The following is a 20,627-nucleotide window of genomic DNA, read 5'->3' on the forward strand; positions in this document are numbered from 1 at the left end:
CCTTGCCTGCAACGTGATCGGCACCATCAGCCTGCGAGCAGGAACGGGCTGGAACGATGCCGCCTACCGAGCAAGACACGCACCCCGCCAGGACAGGGCGTCTATGTTCCCACGCGGCCTCTCACGCGCCGCCGGCCACCTGCCGGCGGGCGGCGGTCAGCGTGTTCTGCAACAGGCAGGCGATCGTCATCGGCCCGACCCCGCCCGGCACCGGCGTGATGGCGCCGGCAATGCCCTGCGCCTCGTCGAAGGCGACGTCGCCGACCAGCCGCGTGCCGCCGTCCGGCTTCGCCACCCGGTTGATGCCGACGTCGATCACGGTGGCGCCCTGTTTGATCCAGGCGCCACGGATCATTTCCGGGCGGCCGACCGCGCCGATGAGGATATCCGCGCGGCGGCACACCTCGGGCAGGTCGCGGGTGCGCGAATGGGCGATGGTGACGGTGCAGTCCTCGCGCAGCAGGAGCTGCGCCAACGGCTTGCCGACGATGTTCGAGCGCCCGATCACCACCGCCTCCAGCCCGGCGAGCGAGCCCAGATGGTGCTTCAGCAGCAGGATGCAGCCGAGCGGCGTGCAGGGCACCAGCGCGTCGAGCCCGACGGCGAGCCGGCCGGCATTCACCACGTGGAAGCCGTCGACGTCCTTGGCCGGGTCGATGGTGGCGAGCACAGCCTGCGCGTCGATATGGGCGGGTAGGGGAAGCTGCACGAGGATGCCGTGCACGGCGGGATCGGCATTGAGCTGGCGCACCAGCGCGAGCACCTCGTCCTGCGAGGCCGAGGCCGCCAGCTTGTGCTCGATCGAGGCCATGCCGGCCTCGACGGTCTGCTTGCCCTTGTTGCGCACATAGACCGCGCTTGCCGGATCTTCCCCGACCAAGACCACGGCGAGGCCGGGCGTCACGGCCGTGCGGGCCCTGAACTCGGTCACCTCATCGGCGATCCGTGCGCGCAGGCCCTCGGCGAAGGCCTTGCCGTCGATCAGGCGGGTCTCGACCATGGGGGCTCTCCTCAGTCCCGGAACACGACCGTCTTGCGGCCATTGATCAGCACCCGGTCGTCGAGATGCCAGGCCAGCGCACGCGCCAGCACGCGCCGCTCGATGTCGCGCCCCTTGCGCACCAGGTCCTCGGCGCTGTCCTGATGGGTGATGCGCTCCACGTCCTGCTCGATGATCGGCCCCTCGTCGAGGTCGGAGGTGACGTAGTGCGCGGTGGCGCCGATCAGCTTCACGCCGCGCATATGCGCCTGGTGGTAGGGCCGTGCGCCCTTGAAGCCGGGCAGGAACGAATGGTGGATGTTGATGCAGCGCCCCAAGAGCTTCGCCGACAGCCCGTCCGAGAGCACCTGCATGTAGCGCGCCAGCACCGCGATCTCCGAGCCGGTCTTCTGGAACAGCTCCCAGAGCTGGGCCTCCTGCTCCATCTTGGTTTCCTTGGTGATCGGCAGGTGGTGGAACGGGATGCCGTCAAGGTCGAGATGGGCGTAGGTCTCGCGCGGGTAGTTGGCGGCGATGGCGGTGATGTCCATCGGGATCTCGCCGATGCGCCAGCGATAGATAAGGTCGGCGAGGCAGTGGTCGAAGCGCGAGACCAGCAGCATGACCTTGCGCTTGCGTGCCCGCGAGCGCAGGCGCCAGTCGAGGCCGAACTTCTCCGCCAGCGGCAGGAACTTCTCGCTCAGGCTCTCCAGCGTCTCCTCGCCCGACACGCGCTCGAAGGAGACGCGCATGAAGAAGCGCCCGCTCTCCGTGTCGTCGAACTGCTGGGCCTCGAGGATGTTGCAGCCGTGCTCGAACAGGAAGTTGGCGACGCCGGCGACGATGCCGGGACGGTCCGGGCAGGAGAAGAGCAGGATGTAGGTGTTCGACTCGTCGGTCATGGCGGCTCTCGTCGGGGCGCCCTGCGCCGCCGCCGATCCCCGAACGGGACCTTCAGGCGACGGGCGGTATGTGGGCGCGGGTTTTAGGGGAGATGAGGCGTCGAGGGAAGCGCGCAACACGCCGCGGTCAACCTCGACGGGCGAAGCTCAGTCCGTACTCGGCGCCCGAGGCGATGAGAAAGCGGGCAAAGCCCACCGCATGGCTGCGCCCGACCAGAAGGACATGGCGGTCCGGCGCCTCCCGCCACAGGGTGAGGTTGATATGGGCGACATTGGTCGTCGCCGCGCGGCCGGGCGGGAACGCCGACGGGTGGAGGTCGATCGTCACGCCCTTGGCGAGGAGTTCGTCCACGCGCGGGCCGGCGAGCGCGAAGGCGACGTACCCGTCGGTCTGCTCGGTGATCGCGGCATAGGCAGCGAGCGGGGCGAGGCGTCGGCTCATGTCACCGGGCGCATCGCCGAGCACGAACCACCGGCCCGGGCCGGTTCCGACGGCGCTCATGCCCTCGCTACGGGACACCTGCGGTCCGTCGACGAGGTCGAGGCCGAAGGCCTGCCGCGTCGCCGCGACCAGCTCGGCCATCTGCCCGCGCCGCGCGGCGAGGGTGGCGAGGCCCGGCGGGTCGGACATCTCGACCGTGATGCCCGGGTTCGTCTGCGGGCCGTATCGGCCGGCGGGCGGCATGCGGGTGACGGGGCCCAGTTCGAGCGCTGAGGTCATGGCAGGTACATCCCGGCGGACGGGGAGCACGATCGGGCAGGTTCACACACGCTGACGGCTCCCTTCCGGATCGATGAAGGCGGGCGAACAGATCTCGACCTCGATATCGCCGCCGCGGACCGGGTCATAGGCGCGCACGCGCTCGCCGATGCGCGCCGGCCCGTTCTTCAGCAGGCCGAGGCCGATCCACTGGCCGAGATGGGGCGAGAAGGCGACGGAGGTCATGTAGCCCTCATCATGGGCCATGTCGGCGGGCGCGCCGAGTGGCAGGAAATGCGCGCCGGCGCGCAGGCGCTGCGCCCCGTCCACCGGCCGGAAGCCGACGAAGGTCGGACGATCGGGATCGGCCAGGCCGGGGCGCGCGGCCAGGACGCGGCCGATATAGTCCTTCTTCGTCGAGGCCATGCGCCCGAGCCCGAGGTCGCCGGCCGTGGTCTGGCCGCTCAGCTCGTTGCCCGAGACGTGGCCCTTCTCGATGCGCAGCACGCCGAGCGCCTCGGTGCCGTAGGGCGTGATGCCGAAGGCTTCGCCGGCCGCCATCAGCGCGCGGGCCAGCGCCTCGCCCTGCCGGGCGGGCACGGCGATCTCGTAGCCGAGCTCGCCCGAGAAGGAGAGCCGGAAGATGCGCGCGGCGACGCCGCCCATCACCGTGGCCTCGACCGCTCCCATGAAGGGCAGGCCCTCATTGGAGACGTCGAGCGGGGCATCTACGATCTTCGCCAGCACCTCGCGCGAGCGCGGGCCGGCGAGGGCGATCTGCGCCCATTGCTCGGAGATCGAAGCGAGCGCCACGTCGAGCTCCGGCCACAGCACCTGCAGGCAGAATTCGAGGTGCTGGTAGACCTTGCCGGCATTGGCGGTGGTGGTGGTCATCACATAGTGGTCGTCGGCGAGGCGGGCGGTGGTGCCGTCGTCCATGACGATGCCGTCCTCCCGCAGCATCACGCCGTAGCGCGCCTTGCCGACGGCGAGCTTGGCGAAGCCGTTGATGTAGACGCGGTCGAGGAAGGTGCCGGCGTCGGGCCCCTGCAGGTCGATCTTGCCGAAGGTCGAGACGTCGATCAGCCCGACCGAGGCGCGCACCGCCTTCACCTCGCGGTTGACCGTTTCCAGCCAGTCGTTCTCGCCGGGGCGCGGGAAATACTGCGCGCGCAGCCAGGGGCCGGTCTCGGCGAACACGGCGCCCTGCTCCTCCGCCCAGCCATGGGTCGGGGTGAGGCGGGTGGGCCGGAAGTCCTTGCCGCGATGGTGGCCGCCGAGCGCGCCCAGCGCCACCGGCGTGTAGGGCGGGCGGAAGATCGTGGTGCCGGTCTCGATGATGCCGGCGCCGCTGAGCTCCGCCATGATGGCGAGGCCGGCCACGTTCGAGGTGCGCCCCTGATCGGTCGCCATGCCGAGCGTGGTGTAGCGCTTGAGGTGCTCGACCGCGCGGAAGCCCTCCTTGTGGGCGATGCCGACATCCTTGGCGGTGACGTCGTTCTGCTGGTCGACGAAGGCCGGACCCTTCGAGCCGTGCACCTGCCAGAAGGCGGTGATCGCAGCGGGCGTGTCCTTCGTCGCCGGCAGGTCGAGGGCGGCCGCGGCGAAGCCGAGATCGCCCGCGGCCTCACCGCCCAGCCGCGCCCCTTCCGCCAATATGCCGGACAGCGCGAAGGTGCCCCGTGCCGCGCCCGCCACCGTCATGTCGGGCGGCGCGCCGCCGGGCACGAAGGCGGCAATGGACGCGTCCCACACCGGCCTGCCGCGATGGTGGCAGGTGAGGTGGACGTTGGGCGACCAGCCGCCGGACATGGCGAGCGCGTCGCAGGCGAGTGTCTCGTTGCGCCCGTTCGCCCGGACCGAGACGCCGGTGAGCTCGCCGCCGACCAGCCGGCCGGCAGTGCCGGTCACCTGCCCGTCGAGGAGGGTGCGAAGGCCGAGCGCCTTGGCCTGCGCCATCAGCGAAGGGGCGACCTCGCGGCGTATGTCGACGATAGCCGCCACGGCGACGCCCGCCGCGGCGAGATCGAAGGCCGATGCCCACGCGCCGTCATTGTTGGCGAAGACCGCGACCGTGCTGCCGACGGCGACGCCGTAGCGATTGGCGTAGCTGCGCGCGGCGCCGGCGAGCATTACGCCCGGCCGGTCGTTGCCGCCGAACACGATCGGCCGTTCGGTGGCGCCGGCCGCGAGCACGGTGCGCTTCGCGGCGATGCGCCAGAGCCGCTGGCGGGGCTGGAACGGCGCGGGGACGGGCAGATGATCGCCGACCCGCTCCACGGCGCCATATTCGTCGTCATAGACGCCGAACACGGTGGTGCGCGTCATGATCCGCACGTTCGGCAGGCCCGAAAGTTCGGCGACGATGCCCGCCGCCCAGGCGCTTGCCGCCTTGCCGCCGATCTCGACGGCCTCGACATTGAGCCGCCCGCCCGGCAGGAAATCCTCGTCGGCGAGAATGACCCGCGCCCCCGCGCGCCCGGCGGCGAGCGCCGCCATCAGCCCGGCCGGGCCGGCGCCGATCACCAGCACGTCGCAGAAGGCGTTGGCCTTCTCGTAATGGTCGGGGTCGGCCTCCGCGGCGGCGCGGCCGAGGCCGGCGGCGCGGCGGATCGCCGGCTCGTAGAGCTTCTCCCAGAAGCCGGCCGGCCACATGAAGGTCTTGTAGTAGAAGCCGGCGCCGAGGAACGGTGACACCAGCCCGTTGACGCTGAGCGCGTCGAGCTTGAGGGACGGCCAGCGGTTCTCGCTCGACGCCTCCAGCCCGTCGAACAGCTCGGCGACGGTGGCGCGCGTGTTCGGCTCGCGGCGGGCGCCGGTGCGCAGCTCGACCAGCGCGTTCGGCTCCTCCGGCCCTGCCGAGAGGATGCCGCGTGGGCGGTGATACTTGAACGAGCGGCCGACGAGGCGGACGTCGTTCGCCAGCAGCGCCGAAGCGAGCGTGTCGCCGGCGAGGCCGGCATAGCTCACGCCGTCGAAGGTGAAGGAGAGGGGGCGATCGCGGTCGACGAGACCGCCCGTGGCGAGGCGGCTCATTCGGCGCCTCCCGCGAACCGCGCCTGCGAGACGACATGGGTGAGCGTGTCGCGCTCGACCTTCACCCAGCGGCGGCAGCCGGCGGCGTGGTACCACCATTCGGCATGGGCGCCGGCCGGATTGTCGCGCAGATAGACGTAGTCGTGGAACGCGTCCTGCGCGTCCGGCGCCTCGGGATCGGGACGGGTGGGCGTCGCGTCGCCCAGATAGGCGAACTCGGCGGAGTCGCGCGCGCCGCAATAGGGGCAGGGAATGCGCATCAGTGCAGGTTCGGCTGGGCGCCGACTCCCTTTTCGTCGATGAGGTGGCCGGTGCGGAAGCGGTCGAGCTTGAAGGCGGTGGCGGTCGCGTGGTCGCGGTCGGTCGCCAGCAGGTGGGCGAAGCACCAGCCCGAGGCCGGCGTCGCCTTGAAGCCGCCATAGCACCAGCCGGAATTGAGGTAGAGGCCGGGACGCGGCGTGCGGTCGATGATCGGCGAGCCGTCCATCGACATGTCCATGACGCCGCCCCACATGCGCAGCAGTCGCAGGCGGCCGATGCGCGGCATCAGCGCCATGCCGCTTTCGGCGACGTCCTCCACCACGGGAAGATTGCCGCGCTGGGCATAGGAATTGTAGCCGTCGATGTCGCCGCCGAAGACGAGCCCGCCCTTGTCGGACTGGCTGATGTAGAAGTGCCCGGCGCCGAAGGTGACGACGCCGTCGATCATCGGCTTCAGCCCTTCGGACACGAAGGCCTGCAGCACGTGGCTCTCCATCGGCAGGCGCAGGCCGGCGTGCTTCGCCACCCGCGAGGAGGAGCCGGCGACGGCGAGACCGACCTTCCCTGCGCGGATCGGCCCGCGCGAGGTCTCGACCCCGACGATGGCGTCGCCCTCGGTGAGGAAGCCGGTCACCTCGCAGTTCTGCACGATGTCGACGCCGAGCTGGTCGGCGGCGCGGGCATAGCCCCACACTACGGCATCATGCCGCGCGGTGCCGCCACGCCGCTGCAGCAGGCCGCCGCGGATCGGGAAGCGCGCATTGTCGAAGTCGAGGAACGGGTACATGGCCCGCACGCCCTCGCTGTCCAGCAATTCGCTGTCGGCGCCGGCGAGCCGCATGGAGTTGCCGCGCCGGGCGAAGGCGTCGCGCTGGGCGTCGGAATGATAGAGGTTGAGCACGCCGCGCTGGCTGACCATGGCGTTGTAGTTCACCGCCTGCTCCAGCCCTTCCCACAGCTTCATCGACCATTCGTAGAACGGTTCGTTGCCCGGCAGCAGGTAGTTGGAGCGGATGATGGTGGTGTTCCGCCCGGCATTGCCGGAGCCGATATAGCCCTTCTCGATTACCGCGATGTTGCGGATGCCATGCTCGCTGGCGAGGTAGAAGGCGGTGGCGAGGCCGTGGCCGCCCCCGCCGACGATGACGACGTCATAGGCGGGCTTCGGCGCGGCGTCGCGCCAGGCGGGTTTCCAGCCGGACTGGCCGGACAGGCCGTTCTTCAGGATGCTGAGGAAGGAGTAGCGCATCAGGGCCTCGCGCGATCATTGGATCGAGCTTTAGAACGTGCCCGTGCTGGTGATAATATAAGTTTTGGTTATAGCTGAGGATGCGCTCTTGGCGCGCCCACCGGTGGAAGGAAAACCATGGCCTCACCCGACGCGCTGCCCTTCGATCTGCGTGGCCTCGACATCTTCCTTGCCGTCTGCGAGGCGGGCACCATGGCGCAGGCCGCGCGCCGGCTCTCGCTCACCCAGCCGGCGGTGTCGCAGGCGGTGGCGGACCTCGAGCGGCGCATCGGCGTCCTGCTGTTCGACCGCAGCGCCCGCCCGCTCGCCCTCACGGCGGCCGGCGGCGCGCTGCGCCAGCGGGCGAGCGCGCTGCTCTCCGAGGCGCGGCAGATCGCGCCGCTGCTGCGCGAGGCGGAGCATGCCCGGCTGCCGCTGCTGCGCGCGGGCCTCGTCGACTCGCTCTCGCGCGCGCTGATGGCGCCGCTGGCGGGAAAGCTGGACGAGATGGCGGAGCAGGCCTCGGTGCTCTCCGGGCTCACCGCCTCGCATGCCGGGGCGCTGCTGACCCGCCAGCTCGACCTGCTGGTCGGCGCGGACGACCTCGACGAGATCGAGGGGCTGGAGCGCTGGCCGCTGCTGAGCGAGCCCTATGTGCTGCTGATGCCGGCGGACGTCGCCCCGCCGGCGCGGCCGGCCGATCTCGTCGCGCTGACGCAGACGCTGCCGCTGGTGCGCTTCTCCGCCCGCTCGAAGACCGGGATGGAGGTGGAGCGGCATCTGCGGCGGCTGCGCCTGGATTTGCCGCGACGTCTCGAATTCGACACCCCCTACGGCGTGACGGCGAGCGTCGCCGCCGGGGCGGGCGTTGCCATCACGACGCCGCTCTGCGTGTTCGAAGCCGCGCTGGCGCTGGACGGGCTCGCCTGCCGCCCGCTGCCGGGGCCGGGGCTGGTGCGGCATCTGACTCTGATCGCCCGCCGGCAGGAGCTCGGCCGGTTGCCGCGAGAAATCGCCGCCTTCTGCCGCGCGCAGCTCGCCGGCGTCATTCCCGCGCTCCGGGACCTTGCCGGCCCGGCGAGCGACGGCCCGCTCCACGTCGAGGGCGTCGGGCTTCAGCCCGGATAGCGCCGGACCGCCAGCACGGCATTGAGGCCGCCAAAGGCGAAGCTCGAGGAGATGGCGACCTCTGGCGAAGCGGCGCGCGAGGCGTTCGGCACGCAGTCGACGTCGCATTCCGGGTCGGCCTCGTTGAAGCCCATGGTCGGCGGCAGGAAGCCTTCGCGCAGCGCCAGCACGGTCGCCACCATGTCGAGCGCGCCCGAGGCGCTCAGCGTGTGGCCGTACATCGACTTGGTGGAGGAGACCGGCAGCGCCGCCAGCCGGTTGCCGAACACGAGCCGCATGGCGGCGCTCTCGGTCTTGTCGTTCAGCGGAGTCGCAGTGCCGTGGGCGTTCACATAGTCGACCGCCTCGGGCGCGATGCCGGCGTCTTCCAGCGCGAGGCTCATCGCCCGCGCGCAGCTTTCCGTGTCCGGCGCGGTCATGTCGATCCCGTCGGAGCTCATGCCGAAGCCGGTCATCTCGGCGAGGATGGTGGCGCCGCGCGCGCGGGCCTGCTCCAGATTCTCCAGCACCACGACGGCGGCGCCTTCGCCGAGCACGAGGCCGGAACGGTCCTTGGAGAAGGGATGGCAGCCTTCCGGCGAGAGCACGCGCAGCGCCTCCCAGGCCCGCAGCATGCCCGGCGTCATCGACGCCTCGGCGCCCCCGGCAACGGCCACGTCGAGCATGCCCGAGCGCACCATGTGGAACGCCGTGCCCATGGCGTGGCTCGCCGAGGAGCAGGCCGAGGCGATGCCGAAGGCCGGGCCGTGGATGCCGAGATCCATGGTCACGACACTCGCCGTGCCGCTCGGCATGGCGCGCGGAACGGTGAAGGGATGCGGGCGCGGGGCCTTGTCGAGATAGAGCTTCTGGTAGCCCTCCTCCATCGTCCAGTAGCCGATGGAAGCCGAGAAGATCGCGCCGGCCCGGTGCAAGGCCACCCCCTCGAGCGCCCCGCTGGACTGCGCCACCGCCTCGCGCGTCGCGATGAGGCCCATTTGCGAGCTGCGGTCCAGCAGGCCGAGCTGGCGCGGCTCGAAATAGGCCTGCGGGTCGAATTCCGGCACCTCGGCGCCGATCTTCGAGCGCAGAGTCGTCGCATCGACCCGGCGGAGCGGCGCGATGCCCACCGTGCCCGCCTTCAGCCCGGCGAGATGGGAGGCGACGTCGAGGCCCAGCGCCGAGACGGCGCCGAGACCGGTAATCGCGACGCGTGCGCTCATCAGGCGGTCTTCGCCGAGGGGCCGGCGGCCCCGGGCGCCGCGCTCTTGGCGTTCTTGGCCGCGAGTAGGCCGGCGACATGCTCGACCAGCGTACCGACGGTCACGTCGTTGCCGTTCAGCGGCCCGTCATTGGGGATCTCGATGCCGAACCGGCTTTCGAGCTTGAAGATGGTCTCGATGAGGTCGAGCGAGGAAATGCCGAGCTCCGCGACGGGGGTCTCGGGCGTCAGCAGGCTCGAATCGACCCCGACTTCGCCGGAGATGAACGCGATGATTTCAGCGACGGCGGGATCGTCTGTCTGCATGCAACTGCTCGGTTTTGCGGGTCCCGCCGGTTGGCGGGGACATCTCTGATTTAACGCTTGGTAGCACAGGAAAGGGTGTTCTCGAACCAGCGTCAAATGACCGACATATGTGTCTGGCGCATGTCACGCGTGCGAAGCACCTTACGGTGCGGCGGAAGCCGGCTGCGCCCGCATCAGCCCGGAAAGGAACTGCAGCGAGGCTTTCGGGGTCCGCTCCAGCGTGTCGAAATCGACCCGCACCACGCCGAAGCGCCGGCGCTCGCCTTCCGCCCACTCGAAATTGTCGAGCAGCGACCACACGAAATAGCCGTTGAGCGCGCAGCCCTGGCGGATCGCGGTCGCGCAGGCCTCGAGATGTTCGCGGATATAGGCGACGCGCTCCGGGTCCTGCACCACGCCGCCGGTGGGTGCGGGGTCCTCGTAGCAGGCGCCGTTCTCGGTCACGTAGACGGGCGGGTTGCCGTAATGGTCGCGCAGCCGCGCCAGCACCTTGACCAGCCCGTTGGCCTCGATCGGCCAGCCGAGCAGGGTGCGCGGCGTGCCCGGCGGCACCGCGCCGTAGCCGGCCTGCGCGAGGAAGGCGCCGGGATCGTGCTTGATGTAGGACGGCCCGTAATAGTTCACGCCGAGGAAATCGACCGGCACGCGGATCGTCGCCATGTCGTTGGCCGCGGTGAGCGGGGCGAAATAGCGCTCGAACTCGGCCGGGTAGCGGCCGTGGAACAGGGGATCGAGGTTGATCGTGTTCCAGCAGGCGTCGAACCGGCCCGCGGCGGCGACGTCCTGCGGCGTGTTGCTGGCGGGATAGATCGGCTGCAGCGAGAATACGGTGCCCAACGCAAGGTCGCGGCGTTCGGCGCGGATGGCGGCAATGCCGGTGCCCTGTGCGAGGTTCTGGTGGTGCTGCGCGGTGACGTAGCTCGCCCAGCCGGTGAGGCCCGGCGCGTGGTTGCCGAATCCGTGGCCGAAGATGGCGTGGACCGAGGGCTCGTTCAGCATCGCCCAGGGCCGGACCCGGTCGCCGAGCCGGGCGACCGCCGCCCGGGCATAGTCCGCGAACCAGTTGGCGATGTCGCGATTGTGCCAGCCGCCCCGGTCCTGCAGCGCCTGCGGCAGGTCCCAGTGGTAGAGGCAGGCCATGGGCGCGATGCCGCGCTGGAGCAGGCGGTCGACCAGCCGGTCGTAGAAGTCGAGTCCGGCGGCGTTCACCGGCCCGGTGCCCTGCGGGATCACGCGCGGCCAGGCGATGGAGAAGCGGTAGGCGCGAAAGCCGGCATCGGCCATCAGGTCGACATCGGCCGCGTAGCGATTGTAGTGGTCGCAGGCGATGTCGCCATTGGTGCCGTCGGCGATCCGACCGGGCGTATGCGAGAAGGTGTCCCAGATCGAGGGCGCGCGCCCGTCCGCCTTCACCGCCCCCTCGATCTGGTAGGCCGAGGTCGAGGCGCCCCAGATGAAGCCGGAGGGCAGTTTCGGCATCGGCGCCTGCGCCCGCGCCGGGCCGGGAAGCGCCGGCAGCGCGGTGGCCGCGGCGGCGCAGGCGAGGAAGTCACGGCGGCGGAGCATCGGCGGTCTCCCTGGCCTCAGGATGCGATGAGCCGGATCAGCATCAGCACGGCGACGGCGAGCGCTCCCTGAAGCAGCGTGCCGAGCGAGAGCCGCGCCAGCAGCGCGCCGGGGGTGAAGCGGCCCGCATTCGCAACCAGCCAGAAAAATCCGTCATTTATATGCGGCGCGCACATCGCCCCCGCCCCGACCGCGAGCGCGGCGAGCGTGCGGCCGGCGGGATCGCCGAGGCCGAGCGGGCCGACGAGTTCCATCACCATGCCGGAAGCGGTGATCGCCGCCACCAGCGAGGAGCCCTGCAGCGTCTTCACCACCGCTGCCAGTGCGAAGGGCAGCAGCAGGGCGAGCGGCCCGGCGGGCGCGAGGCCGATCAGGCGCTCGGCATTCATCTCCGCCATGCCGGTCTCCTGCGCGATCTTGGAGAGGCCGCCGGCGGCGCCGATCAGCAGCAGCAGGCCGGCGGCGCGGGTGAGTGCCAGGCCGACCCATCCTTCCTCGGACAGACCGCCCGGCGGCCAGAACCAGCTCAGCAGCAGCATCAGGCCGGTTCCGACCATGAGCAGGATCGCCGGCCGGCCGAGCGCCAACAGGAATTCGCGGTTCGAGCCGCCGCCCAGCGGCTCGCTCGCGATGTCGCCCAGCGACTGCGTGATGAGCATCGCCACAAGCACGAGGCTGACCGCGACGAGGGCGAAGCTGGCCCGGCGCGGCGCGTGCAGGCGCTCGCCATCGACAAGCTCGGCGGTCGGCGCGGGAACAGTCCCGCTCGCCGTGGTCGTCCTCGCGAGCACGGTGCCGAGGGCGCCAAGGAGGAGGGCCAGCGGCAGGCCGATCTGTGCCGCCAGCATCCAGTCGGCGCCGAGGATGGTGGCGCTCGCCAGCATCACCGGCGCGGGGATGAGCACGCCGTGGCTGGCGGAGAGGCTCAGCCCCAGCACCAGCGCGGAGCGCGGGCTGTCACCGCTTATCGCCCGGCGCAACGGGTTCAACACCGCGAAGGCGGCCGCCGGCGTCGAGCCGAGGCCGGCGAGGAGGCCGATGATCGCCAGCGGCACCGAGCGCGTGCGCCAGCCGCGTGCTTTGGCGGCGAGGAAATCCGTGGCGCCCGCGCCGTCGGCGATGGCCGCGATGAGGGCCGCTGCGATGATGGTGAGGCCCGGCGTGTTGACGGCCTGTGCGAAGCCGAGGCCGAAGGCCTTGCCGACATAGGAGGTCGACATGCCCGCCGCATAGCCGAAGCCGATGGCGACGAGCGTCAGCGCGAGGAAGGTCTGCACCCGCCCGCGCCGGACCATGAGCACGAACAGGATCAGCGCGACGAGGAGGTAGGCAGCCTGATGAAGCGACATGGATGACGGAGGTCGAGGGCGGGAGCCGACTCGATTAGCGCGCGGCGGGCGCGCTGTCACCGTGCGTCTGGCGGTGCAGCGGCGATACGCCATCCCCCGGCACCGCGCGACGGCCCATTGCTCCGCTCTCGCGGCTCACATAGCGTGCCGCCTCATGAGGCCCGCCCCGTTCCGCCTGTTCCACATCCTCCTGCTTGCCGCGCTGCTGGCGGTGCCCGGCGTCTGCGCCCGGGCGCAGGACGGCTTCGTGCGGGCGGAGGGCACGCGCTTCGTCAATCCGGACGGGTCGACCTTCCACATCAGGGGCACGAGCTTCGGCAACTGGCTGCTGCCGGAAGGCTACATGTTCAAGTTCGAGGTCCAGCGCGCGCCGTACCAGATCGAGGATGTGATCGAGTATCTCGCCGGCCCGGAGGAAGCGGCGCGGTTCTGGCACGATTTCCGCGACGTCTATGTGCGCGAGGACGATATCGCCTTCCTCGCGGCGGCCGGCTTCACCACGGTGCGCATCCCGCTGCACTGGAAGTTCTTCCTCGACCCGGCGAACCCCTCGCGGGTCGATCCGCAGGGCGAGGGCTGGGCGCTCATCGACCGGGCGGTGGGCTGGGCAAAGGCGCATGGCATCAAGGTCATCCTCGACATCCACGCCGCGCCCGGCGGCCAGACCGGCGTGAACCACGACGATGGCGTCGGCTACCCGCTGACCTTCTACGTGCCCGAGTTCAAGCGCCGCACGATCACGCTGTGGCGGGCGATCGCCACCCGCTACCGCGACGAGACGGCGGTGCTGGGCTATGAGCTGCTGAACGAGCCGATCTCGCCCTACAGCGACATGGACTATCTCAATCCGCGGCTCGAGCCCTTCTACGAGCAGATCACGACGGCGATCCGCGCCGTCGACCCGAACCACCCGGTGATCCTGGCGGCGGCGCAGTGGAGCACGAATTTCGACGTGTTCGGCCCGCCCTTCGCCGACAACCTCGCCTACACCTACCACAAGTTCTGGGCCAGCCCCGAGCGGCGCGAGGTGCAAGCCTATGTGAACTTCGCCAATCGCTGGGGCGTGCCGATCTTCCTCGGCGAGACGGGCGAACTCACCGATGCGTGGAACGCCAAGTACCGCGCGCTGAACGAGCGCTTCGGCATCGGCTGGAGCTTCTGGACCTACAAGAACCTCGATTCCCGCTCCACCATCGCCTCGATCGTCAAGCCCGAGGGATGGGACGCGATCGCCCGCTTCGGCAGCGTGCCGCGCAGCGCCTGGGCCGGGATGGAGAAGCCCTCGCGCGAGGCTGTCGCCGCCACGCTGCGGGCCTATATCGAGAATGCGCGTTTCGCCAATTGCCGCATCAACCGCAGCTACGTCGCCTCGCTGGGGCTGAAGGCCCCCTGAGCCCTGGCCCGGCGCTCAGGCGTTCAGTTTGCCGAGCACCGTCATCAGTTCGGAGACCTTGCGGCGCTGCTCGTCGGCGTCGCCGGAGGCGATGGCGTGCTCGACGCAATGGGCGACATGGTCCCGCAGGACCTCTTCCTCGACCTTCTTGAGCGCCGCCCGCACTGCCGCCACCTGGGTTACGATGTCGATGCAGTAGCGCTTGTCCTCGACCATGCGCGCGATCCCGCGCACCTGACCCTCGATCCGGTTCAGGCGTTTCAGACAAGCATCGCGCGTATCGTCCTGCATGCTTGCCATATACCCATGCGGGGTATATATGGCAAGAGCTACATACCCATATGGGGTATATGAGAGGAGATCGTCATGGCGGAGCATGGTCACGGGCCGAAGGAGACGGGCGGGTCCTGTTGCGGCGGCCACGATCATTCACATCATGACGCCGGCCATGCGCATTCCCATACGCATGATCACGCAGGCGCCGCGGGCACGGCCGGCCAGATGGTGAAGGACCCGGTCTGCGGCATGGACGTCGATCCCGCGACGGCGAAGCACCGGGCGGATCACGACGGCACGACCTATTATTTCTGCTCGGCGGGCTGCCGGTCCAAGTTCGTTGCCGACCCGCAGAAATATCTGCCGGCCGATGGTGCGGGCGGCTCCTGCTGCGGCGGCCATGGTCACGGCGATCACGGCCACGGCAGCCATGGCCACGACCATGCGGGCACGGATGCCGGCGAGACGGTGAAGGACCCCGTCTGCGGCATGGACGTCGATCCCCATACCGCGCAGCACCGCGCCGAACATGGCGGGCGGACCTATTATTTCTGCTGCAACGGTTGCCGCACCAAGTTCGTGGCCGACCCGCAGAAATATCTCGAGCCGCGCGCGGCCGAGCCGGTGCCGGAAGGCACCGAATATACCTGCCCGATGCATCCCGAGATCCGGCAGATCGGCCCCGGCACCTGCCCGATCTGCGGCATGGCGCTGGAGCCGATGCTGGTGAGCCTCGACGACGGGCCCAATGAAGAGCTGGTCGACATGACCCGTCGCTTCTGGGTTGGCCTCGCCCTTGCCGTGCCGGTCTTCGTGCTGGAGATGGGTGGGCATCTGTTCCCCGCGCTCCACCACCTCGTGCCGGGTCCGGTGTCGGTCTGGGTGCAGCTTGTGCTGGCGACGCCGGCGGTGCTGTGGGCCGGCTGGCCGTTCTTCGTGCGCGGCTGGCAGTCGGTCGTCACCCGCAACCTCAACATGTTCACGCTGATTGCCATCGGCACCGGCGTCGCCTATCTCTACAGCCTCGCCGCGGTGCTGGCGCCGGGCCTGTTCCCGCCCGCCTTCCGCGCGGCGGACGGCACGGTGCCGGTCTATTTCGAATCGGCGGCCGTCATCACCGTGCTGGTGCTGTTCGGCCAGGTGCTGGAGCTCAGGGCCCGCGAGCGGACCTCGGGCGCGCTCAAGGCGCTGCTGGACCTCACCCCGAAGACCGCCATCCGCCTGCGCGGCCGCGACGGCGAGGCCGACGAGGACGAGGAGGAGGTCCCCGTCTCGGAGATCGTGGTCGGCGATCGGCTGCGCGTGCGCCCCGGCGAGAAGGTGCCGGTCGACGGCACGGTCGAGGATGGTCGCTCGGCGCTGGACGAGAGCCTCGTCACCGGCGAGGCGATGCCGGTGACCAAGCAGACGGGCGACGCGGTGATCGGCGGCACGCTCAACCGCTCCGGTTCGCTCGTCATCGTCGCCGAGAAGGTGGGGCGCGACACCATGCTCTCGCGCATCGTGCAGATGGTCGCCGATGCGCAGCGCTCGCGCGCGCCGATCCAGCGCCTCGCCGACCAGGTGGCGGGCTGGTTCGTGCCGCTGGTCGTCGCCTGCGCCGTGCTCGCCTTCATCGCCTGGGCCGCCTTCGGGCCGGAGCCGCGCTTCTCGCATGCGCTGCTGGCGGCGGTCGCGGTGCTGATCATCGCCTGCCCCTGCGCGCTCGGCCTCGCCACCCCGATGTCGATCATGGTCGGCGTCGGGCGCGGGGCGGGCATGGGCGTTCTGATCAAGAACGCCGAGGCGCTGGAGCGCATGGAGAAGGTCGATACGCTGGTGGTCGACAAGACCGGTACGCTGACCGAGGGCGCGCCCTCCGTCACCGCCATCGTCACTGCCGAGGGCTTCAACGAGGCCGAGGCGCTGCGCCTCGCCGCGGCGGTGGAGCGGCTCTCCGAGCATCCGCTCGCCCGCGCCATCGTGAGCGCGGCGCAGGACCGCCGGATCGATATCCCGAAGGTGCGCGGCTTCGACAGCCCGGTCGGCAAGGGCGCCTACGGCCTCGTCGAGGGCAAGCGGGTGACGCTCGGCAGCGCCGCCTTCCTGACCGAGATCGGCATCGACGCCTCGGCGCTCACCGGGCCGGCGGACGAACTGCGCCGGGAAGGCGCGAGCGCCATTCTGATGGCGGTGGACGGCAAGGTCGCGGCGGCGGTTGCCATTGCCGACCCGATCAAGGCGACCACGCCGCAGGCGCTGAAGGACCTCGCCGCCGAAGGCATCCGCGTGGTGATGCTCACGGGCGACAACCGCACCACGGCCGAGGCGGTGGCGCGCCGGCTCGGCATCGCCGAGGTCGAGGCGGAGGTGGTGCCCGAGCAGAAGGCGGCCGTCGTCGAGCGGCTGAAGAAGGAAGGCCGCGTGGTGGCGATGGCCGGCGACGGCGTGAACGACGCGCCCGCGCTCGCCAGCGCCGATGTCGGCATCGCCATGGGCTCGGGCACGGACGTCGCGATCGAGAGCGCCGGGCTGACCCTGCTGCGCGGCGACCTCGGCGGCATCGTCCATGCGCGGCGGCTGTCGCAGGCGACGATGCGCAACATCCGCCAGAACCTGTTCTTCGCCTTCATCTACAACGCCGCGGGCGTGCCGATCGCGGCGGGCGTGCTCTACCCGGTGTTCGGTCTGCTGCTCTCGCCCATGGTGGCCGCGCTCGCCATGTCGCTGTCCTCGGTGAGCGTGATCTCCAACGCGCTGCGGCTCCGCGCCGTGAAGATGTAGGACGCGGACAAGGCCGGCCGTTCCCACGGCCGGCCTTGTCTTTTGTCCTGTTACGTAATAATTGAAGTTACATGAAACGCGACAGCCGCCTCTCCTCGGTGCTCCACGCCCTGCTGCACATGGCGGGGAGCGAGGAGCCGATGACCTCCGAAGAACTTGCCGCCTGCATGAACACCCACCCGGTGGTGGTGCGCCGGACTATGGGCCTGCTGCGCGAGGCCGGGCTGGTGCGCTCGGCACGCGGGCATGCGGGCGGGTGGCGGATTTCCGCCGACCTCGGCAAGGTCACCCTGCGCCAGCTTCACGCCATTCTCGGCGAACCGGCGATCTTCGCCATCGGCAACCGCAACGAGACGCCCGACTGCCTCGTCGAGCAGGCGGTGAATGCCGCGCTGGACGACGCCTTCGCCAAGGCCGAGGCGGTGCTGCTGGAGCGCTTCGCTGACATCACACTGGCCGATCTCGCGGCCGACTTCGCCCGCCGCATGGCGGCGCGCCGGGAAGGACATCCCCATGCATGACGTCATCATCATCGGCGGCAGCTATGCCGGCATGGCCGCCGCTCTCCAGCTCGTACGGGCGCGGCGACGGGTGCTGGTGATCGACGCGGGGAGGCGGCGCAACCGCTTCGCCGACGCGTCGCACGGGTTCCTCGGCCAGGACGGTGCCGACCCGGCCGAGATCGCACGCACGGCGCGGGATCAGCTTTCCGCCTACCCGACGCTCGACTGGATCGAGGGCACGGCCACGGGCGCCTCGGGAACGCGCGACGCCTTTCACGTCACGACGGCGGACGGTGCCCGCTATGAGGGACGGCGCCTGCTCTTCGCCACCGGCGTGAGCGACGCGCTGCCTTCCATCGAGGGTCTGGCCGAGCGCTGGGGACGCAGCGTGTTCCACTGCCCCTATTGTCATGGCTACGAGCTGGACCGCGGGCGGATCGGCGTGATCGCCACCGGGCCGATGTCGGTCCACCAGGCGCAGATGGTGGCCGAATGGGGCGAGACGACGCTGTTCACCAATGCTTCCGTCGCGCCCGATGCCGCCGAGCGCGCGAACCTCGCGGCGCGGGGCGTCGCGCTGGAGGAAACGACGATCGCCCGGCTCGACGGCGCGGCCGGGGTGGTGCTGGCGGACGGGCGGCGGCTCGACTTCGCCGGGCTGTTCACCCTGCCGGCCAACGCGCCGGCGACCCCGGTCGCGACGACGCTCGGCTGCGAACTGGCTGAGATGGCGTTCGGCACCCAGATCCGCACCGACGGAGCGAAGGAGACCAGCGTGCCGGGCGCCTTCGCCTGCGGGGACGTGGCGCGCATGCCGCATTCGGTCTCGCTGGCGGTGGCCGACGGCGCCTTCGCCGGCATGGCGATCCACCGCTCGCTGGTGTTCTGACCTCGGCCCGGCGGACCGGCCCGGGGTTAGAGGCGGGCCGTTCGCCCGCCGCTCACTCGGCCGCCATGCGGAGCATCGGCGCTTCCGTCTCCACCGGCATGGCGCCGGCGACGGTCTCGGCGATGATCTGCGCGGTGGCGCAGGACAGCGTCCAGCCCAGATGCCCGTGGCCGGTGTTGTAGAACACGCCCGGCTTCGCGCCGGCGGCGACGCGCGGCATCATGTCCGGCATCATCGGGCGCAGGCCCGCCCAGGGCACGCAGCGCTCGGTCGAGACCTCCGGGAACAGCTTGCGTACCCAGTCGGTGAGCGGGCGGATGCGGTCGGCGCGGATGTCGCGGTTCTCGCCGTTGAATTCGGCGGTGCCGGCGACGCGGAAGCGGTCCTTGCCGAGGCGCGAGGTGACGATCTTGGTCTTGTCGTCGAGCAGGCTCACCCAGGGGGCGCCGTTCCGGCTCGCCTCGTCGTCGAGCATGACGGTGATCGAATAGCCCTTCACCGGATAGATGTTCACCCGGTCGCCGAGCCCGGAAGCGAGGGCGCGCGAGCCGATGCCGGCGCAGACCACCACGCCGTCGAAGGAAAGCGTCTCGCGCACCGGCGCCGCGTCCTCGGAGGCAGGCGCCACGGTAAAGGCGATCTCGACCCCGGTCTCCTCCGGCCCCTTGCCGGTGTGGGTGACGCGCTCGACGCTCGCCTCGTTGACGAAGCGCACGCCGCGGGCGCGACACACCTCGGCGAGGCCGAAGGTGAACTTGTGGATGTCGCCGGTGGAATCGGACGGGGTGTATAAGCCGCCATAATAGGAGCCGTGCAGGGTCGGCTCTATGGCGCGGATCTCGGACGGGGTGACGGCGCGGCGCTCCAGCCCGCCGGCGGCGTAGAGCTTCGACACCTGCGCCGCGGCGTCATAGGCCTTGCGGTCGCGGTAGATGTGCAGGATGCCGCGCGTCTCGTGGTTGAAGTCGATGCCTTCGCGGCGGGCGATGTCGAACATGTAGTCGCGCGCCGAGATGGCGAGGCGCGTGGTCTCGATCGTGTTCGCCTTGTAGTTCGGGATGTTGGCGAGGAACTCGGCCATCCAGGAATATTTGTGCCAGGAGGGCTTGGGGTTCATCAGCAGCGGGGCGTCGGGGGTGAGCATCCACTTGATGCCCTTCATCACCGTGGCCCAGGAGTTCCACACCTCGGCATTGGAGGCCGAGAGCTGGCCGCCATTGGCGAAGGAGGTCTCCATTGCCGCATAGCGCTGGCGGTCGATGACGGTGACGTCGTAGCCCTTCTCGGACAGGGCGTAGGCGGTGGTGATTCCGGTGATTCCGGCTCCGACAACGGCAATCTGGCGCATGGGATGCTCCCGCGCTTGAGGACGACGAAACCGGCGCCCGTCATGGGCGTGCCCGCGAGAACCCTCGCGGGCGTTCCGGTCGGCTGTCCCCAATCTGTCGCGGTACCTGAGAGCTCGCCCCGAGACGGAACGGCGACATGCCGCTTGCCTTCCCGGGCTTCCCCTTCGGTGGACGTCCTGACGCCCGGAACGGCCGGCGCCGACGCCTCTCTCCAGATTGTCCTGACTATGCGGTCCGTGGTGCCTGAGAGTTTCCTGGGGGGTTGCTCCGTCGGCGCCGACACCTGTCCGGGAGGACTGTCGATCTCTCCCGCATAATCACTAGCAGACGCCTATATGCATCGCACAAAAGCATGCCCGATTCAAGGGCAGAGACGCCGTTCCGCCCTTCGTGAACGCCCTCTTTACCGTTCCAGCACCAAACCCCCGCGCCCCTCGCGGGGCCGGGCGGATGACGGCACGGAGCGCCCTTCAGGAGGGCGCGCGGGGCGCCGGGGCGGAACGCTCCGGCGGTCGCCTGCACCATGTGGGAAAAGGTGGTGCAAGCCTTTAGTCAACCGTCCGACGCGCCGCTCCCGGCGCCCCGCACGCGGTGTTTGAGGCTTGCTCCCTGCGGCCCCCGGAGGACTTACCGTTGCTATCCTCCGCTGTGGTACGGCACGCCGGCGAACCGGCACGCCGCCCGGTGGACCGCGGTGATGCGGCCCGGGAACGCAAGGCTTGGGCCGCCACGGGGCGAGGGTGCGTTATCCCTTTTCCCATGGCCACCGCCCCCGTCCCGCGCGAGCCGGCCGCTCCG

Annotated in this window: 17 protein-coding genes and 2 riboswitches; of the genes, 5 read left to right on the plus strand and 12 right to left on the minus strand. The window is 70.3% G+C overall.

The window, feature by feature from the left end:
* Nucleotides 1–121: 121 nt before the first annotated feature.
* From folD to NVS83_RS00700, 6 genes are all read right to left on the minus strand, one after another.
* Nucleotides 122–1,000 carry a bifunctional methylenetetrahydrofolate dehydrogenase/methenyltetrahydrofolate cyclohydrolase FolD gene (gene folD / locus NVS83_RS00675; protein ID WP_258737605.1) on the minus strand — a complete coding sequence of 293 codons (879 nt, stop codon included), beginning with the start codon at nucleotides 998–1,000 and terminating at the stop codon, nucleotides 122–124.
* An 11-nt stretch (nucleotides 1,001–1,011) separates the two neighbouring features.
* Complete coding sequence (purU, locus tag NVS83_RS00680; protein WP_258737606.1) at nucleotides 1,012–1,881, minus strand: formyltetrahydrofolate deformylase; 870 nt, start codon at nucleotides 1,879–1,881, stop codon at nucleotides 1,012–1,014.
* 127 nt (nucleotides 1,882–2,008) lie between these two features.
* On the minus strand, nucleotides 2,009–2,602 hold the full coding sequence (locus NVS83_RS00685; RefSeq protein WP_258737607.1) for a sarcosine oxidase subunit gamma: 594 nt from the start codon (nucleotides 2,600–2,602) through the stop codon (nucleotides 2,009–2,011).
* A gap of 42 nt (nucleotides 2,603–2,644) precedes the next feature.
* Nucleotides 2,645–5,617, minus strand: a complete 2,973-nt coding sequence (locus tag NVS83_RS00690) for a sarcosine oxidase subunit alpha family protein (protein ID WP_258737608.1) — start codon at nucleotides 5,615–5,617, stop codon at nucleotides 2,645–2,647.
* Entirely contained in the window at nucleotides 5,614–5,877 is a 264-nt protein-coding gene (locus NVS83_RS00695; RefSeq protein ID WP_258737609.1) for a sarcosine oxidase subunit delta, read from the minus strand. Before NVS83_RS00695 ends, NVS83_RS00690 begins: the two co-directional genes overlap by 4 nt.
* The gene (locus tag NVS83_RS00700; protein ID WP_258737610.1) at nucleotides 5,877–7,127 is read right to left on the minus strand and encodes a sarcosine oxidase subunit beta family protein; all 1,251 of its coding nucleotides are present in this window, start codon (nucleotides 7,125–7,127) and stop codon (nucleotides 5,877–5,879) included. The genes NVS83_RS00695 and NVS83_RS00700 overlap by 1 nt, the downstream gene beginning before the upstream one ends.
* Nucleotides 7,128–7,244: 117 nt before the next feature.
* Between NVS83_RS00700 and NVS83_RS00705 the strand changes: the two genes are divergently transcribed.
* Nucleotides 7,245–8,234: a LysR family transcriptional regulator gene (locus NVS83_RS00705; RefSeq protein WP_258737611.1), complete on the plus strand. Its 990-nt coding sequence runs from the start codon at nucleotides 7,245–7,247 to the stop codon at nucleotides 8,232–8,234.
* Here NVS83_RS00705 and NVS83_RS00710 read toward each other — a convergent pair.
* The 4 genes from NVS83_RS00710 to NVS83_RS00725 form a co-directional block, all read right to left on the minus strand.
* Nucleotides 8,222–9,436: a beta-ketoacyl-[acyl-carrier-protein] synthase family protein gene (locus tag NVS83_RS00710; protein WP_258737612.1), complete on the minus strand. Its 1,215-nt coding sequence runs from the start codon at nucleotides 9,434–9,436 to the stop codon at nucleotides 8,222–8,224. The two genes, NVS83_RS00705 and NVS83_RS00710, sit on opposite strands and share 13 nt — an antisense overlap.
* Entirely contained in the window at nucleotides 9,436–9,741 is a 306-nt protein-coding gene (locus NVS83_RS00715; RefSeq protein ID WP_258731333.1) for an acyl carrier protein, read from the minus strand. Before NVS83_RS00715 ends, NVS83_RS00710 begins: the two co-directional genes overlap by 1 nt.
* Before the next feature lie 141 nt (nucleotides 9,742–9,882).
* Nucleotides 9,883–11,307 carry a GH1 family beta-glucosidase gene (locus tag NVS83_RS00720; protein WP_258737613.1) on the minus strand — a complete coding sequence of 475 codons (1,425 nt, stop codon included), beginning with the start codon at nucleotides 11,305–11,307 and terminating at the stop codon, nucleotides 9,883–9,885.
* 17 nt (nucleotides 11,308–11,324) lie between these two features.
* Nucleotides 11,325–12,656 carry a GntT/GntP/DsdX family permease gene (locus NVS83_RS00725; RefSeq protein ID WP_258737614.1) on the minus strand — a complete coding sequence of 444 codons (1,332 nt, stop codon included), beginning with the start codon at nucleotides 12,654–12,656 and terminating at the stop codon, nucleotides 11,325–11,327.
* Nucleotides 12,657–12,810: 154 nt separating this feature from the next.
* Here NVS83_RS00725 and NVS83_RS00730 point away from each other — a divergent pair, with 154 nt between their 5' ends.
* Nucleotides 12,811–14,049, plus strand: a complete 1,239-nt coding sequence (locus NVS83_RS00730; RefSeq protein WP_258737615.1) for a glycoside hydrolase family 5 protein — start codon at nucleotides 12,811–12,813, stop codon at nucleotides 14,047–14,049.
* A gap of 15 nt (nucleotides 14,050–14,064) precedes the next feature.
* On the opposite strand, the gene NVS83_RS00735 is transcribed toward NVS83_RS00730, so the two are convergent.
* Nucleotides 14,065–14,340, minus strand: a complete 276-nt coding sequence (locus tag NVS83_RS00735; protein ID WP_258731534.1) for a metal-sensitive transcriptional regulator — start codon at nucleotides 14,338–14,340, stop codon at nucleotides 14,065–14,067.
* A gap of 75 nt (nucleotides 14,341–14,415) precedes the next feature.
* On the opposite strand from NVS83_RS00735, the gene NVS83_RS00740 reads away from it, so the two are divergent.
* From NVS83_RS00740 to NVS83_RS00750, 3 genes are all read left to right on the plus strand, one after another.
* Nucleotides 14,416–17,088, plus strand: a complete 2,673-nt coding sequence (locus NVS83_RS00740) for a heavy metal translocating P-type ATPase (RefSeq protein ID WP_258737616.1) — start codon at nucleotides 14,416–14,418, stop codon at nucleotides 17,086–17,088.
* Between the two features lie 71 nt (nucleotides 17,089–17,159).
* Nucleotides 17,160–17,609, plus strand: coding sequence for an RrF2 family transcriptional regulator (locus NVS83_RS00745; protein WP_258737617.1), 450 nt, complete (start codon nucleotides 17,160–17,162; stop codon nucleotides 17,607–17,609).
* Nucleotides 17,602–18,480: an NAD(P)/FAD-dependent oxidoreductase gene (locus NVS83_RS00750; protein WP_258737618.1), complete on the plus strand. Its 879-nt coding sequence runs from the start codon at nucleotides 17,602–17,604 to the stop codon at nucleotides 18,478–18,480. The genes NVS83_RS00745 and NVS83_RS00750 overlap by 8 nt, the downstream gene beginning before the upstream one ends.
* A 52-nt stretch (nucleotides 18,481–18,532) precedes the next feature.
* Here NVS83_RS00750 and NVS83_RS00755 read toward each other — a convergent pair whose 3' ends face one another.
* Nucleotides 18,533–19,828 (minus strand): D-amino acid dehydrogenase, encoded by a 1,296-nt coding sequence (locus NVS83_RS00755; protein WP_258737619.1) that lies wholly within the window; start codon nucleotides 19,826–19,828, stop codon nucleotides 18,533–18,535.
* Nucleotides 19,829–19,918: 90 nt separating this feature from the next.
* Nucleotides 19,919–20,048, minus strand: a riboswitch (glycine riboswitch).
* Between the two features lies 1 nt (nucleotide 20,049).
* A riboswitch (glycine riboswitch) is annotated at nucleotides 20,050–20,151 on the minus strand.
* Nucleotides 20,152–20,627 lie beyond the last annotated feature (476 nt).

The sequence above is a fragment of the Ancylobacter mangrovi genome (assembly GCF_024752335.1).
GTDB classification, from domain to species: Bacteria; Pseudomonadota; Alphaproteobacteria; order Rhizobiales; family Xanthobacteraceae; genus Ancylobacter; species Ancylobacter mangrovi.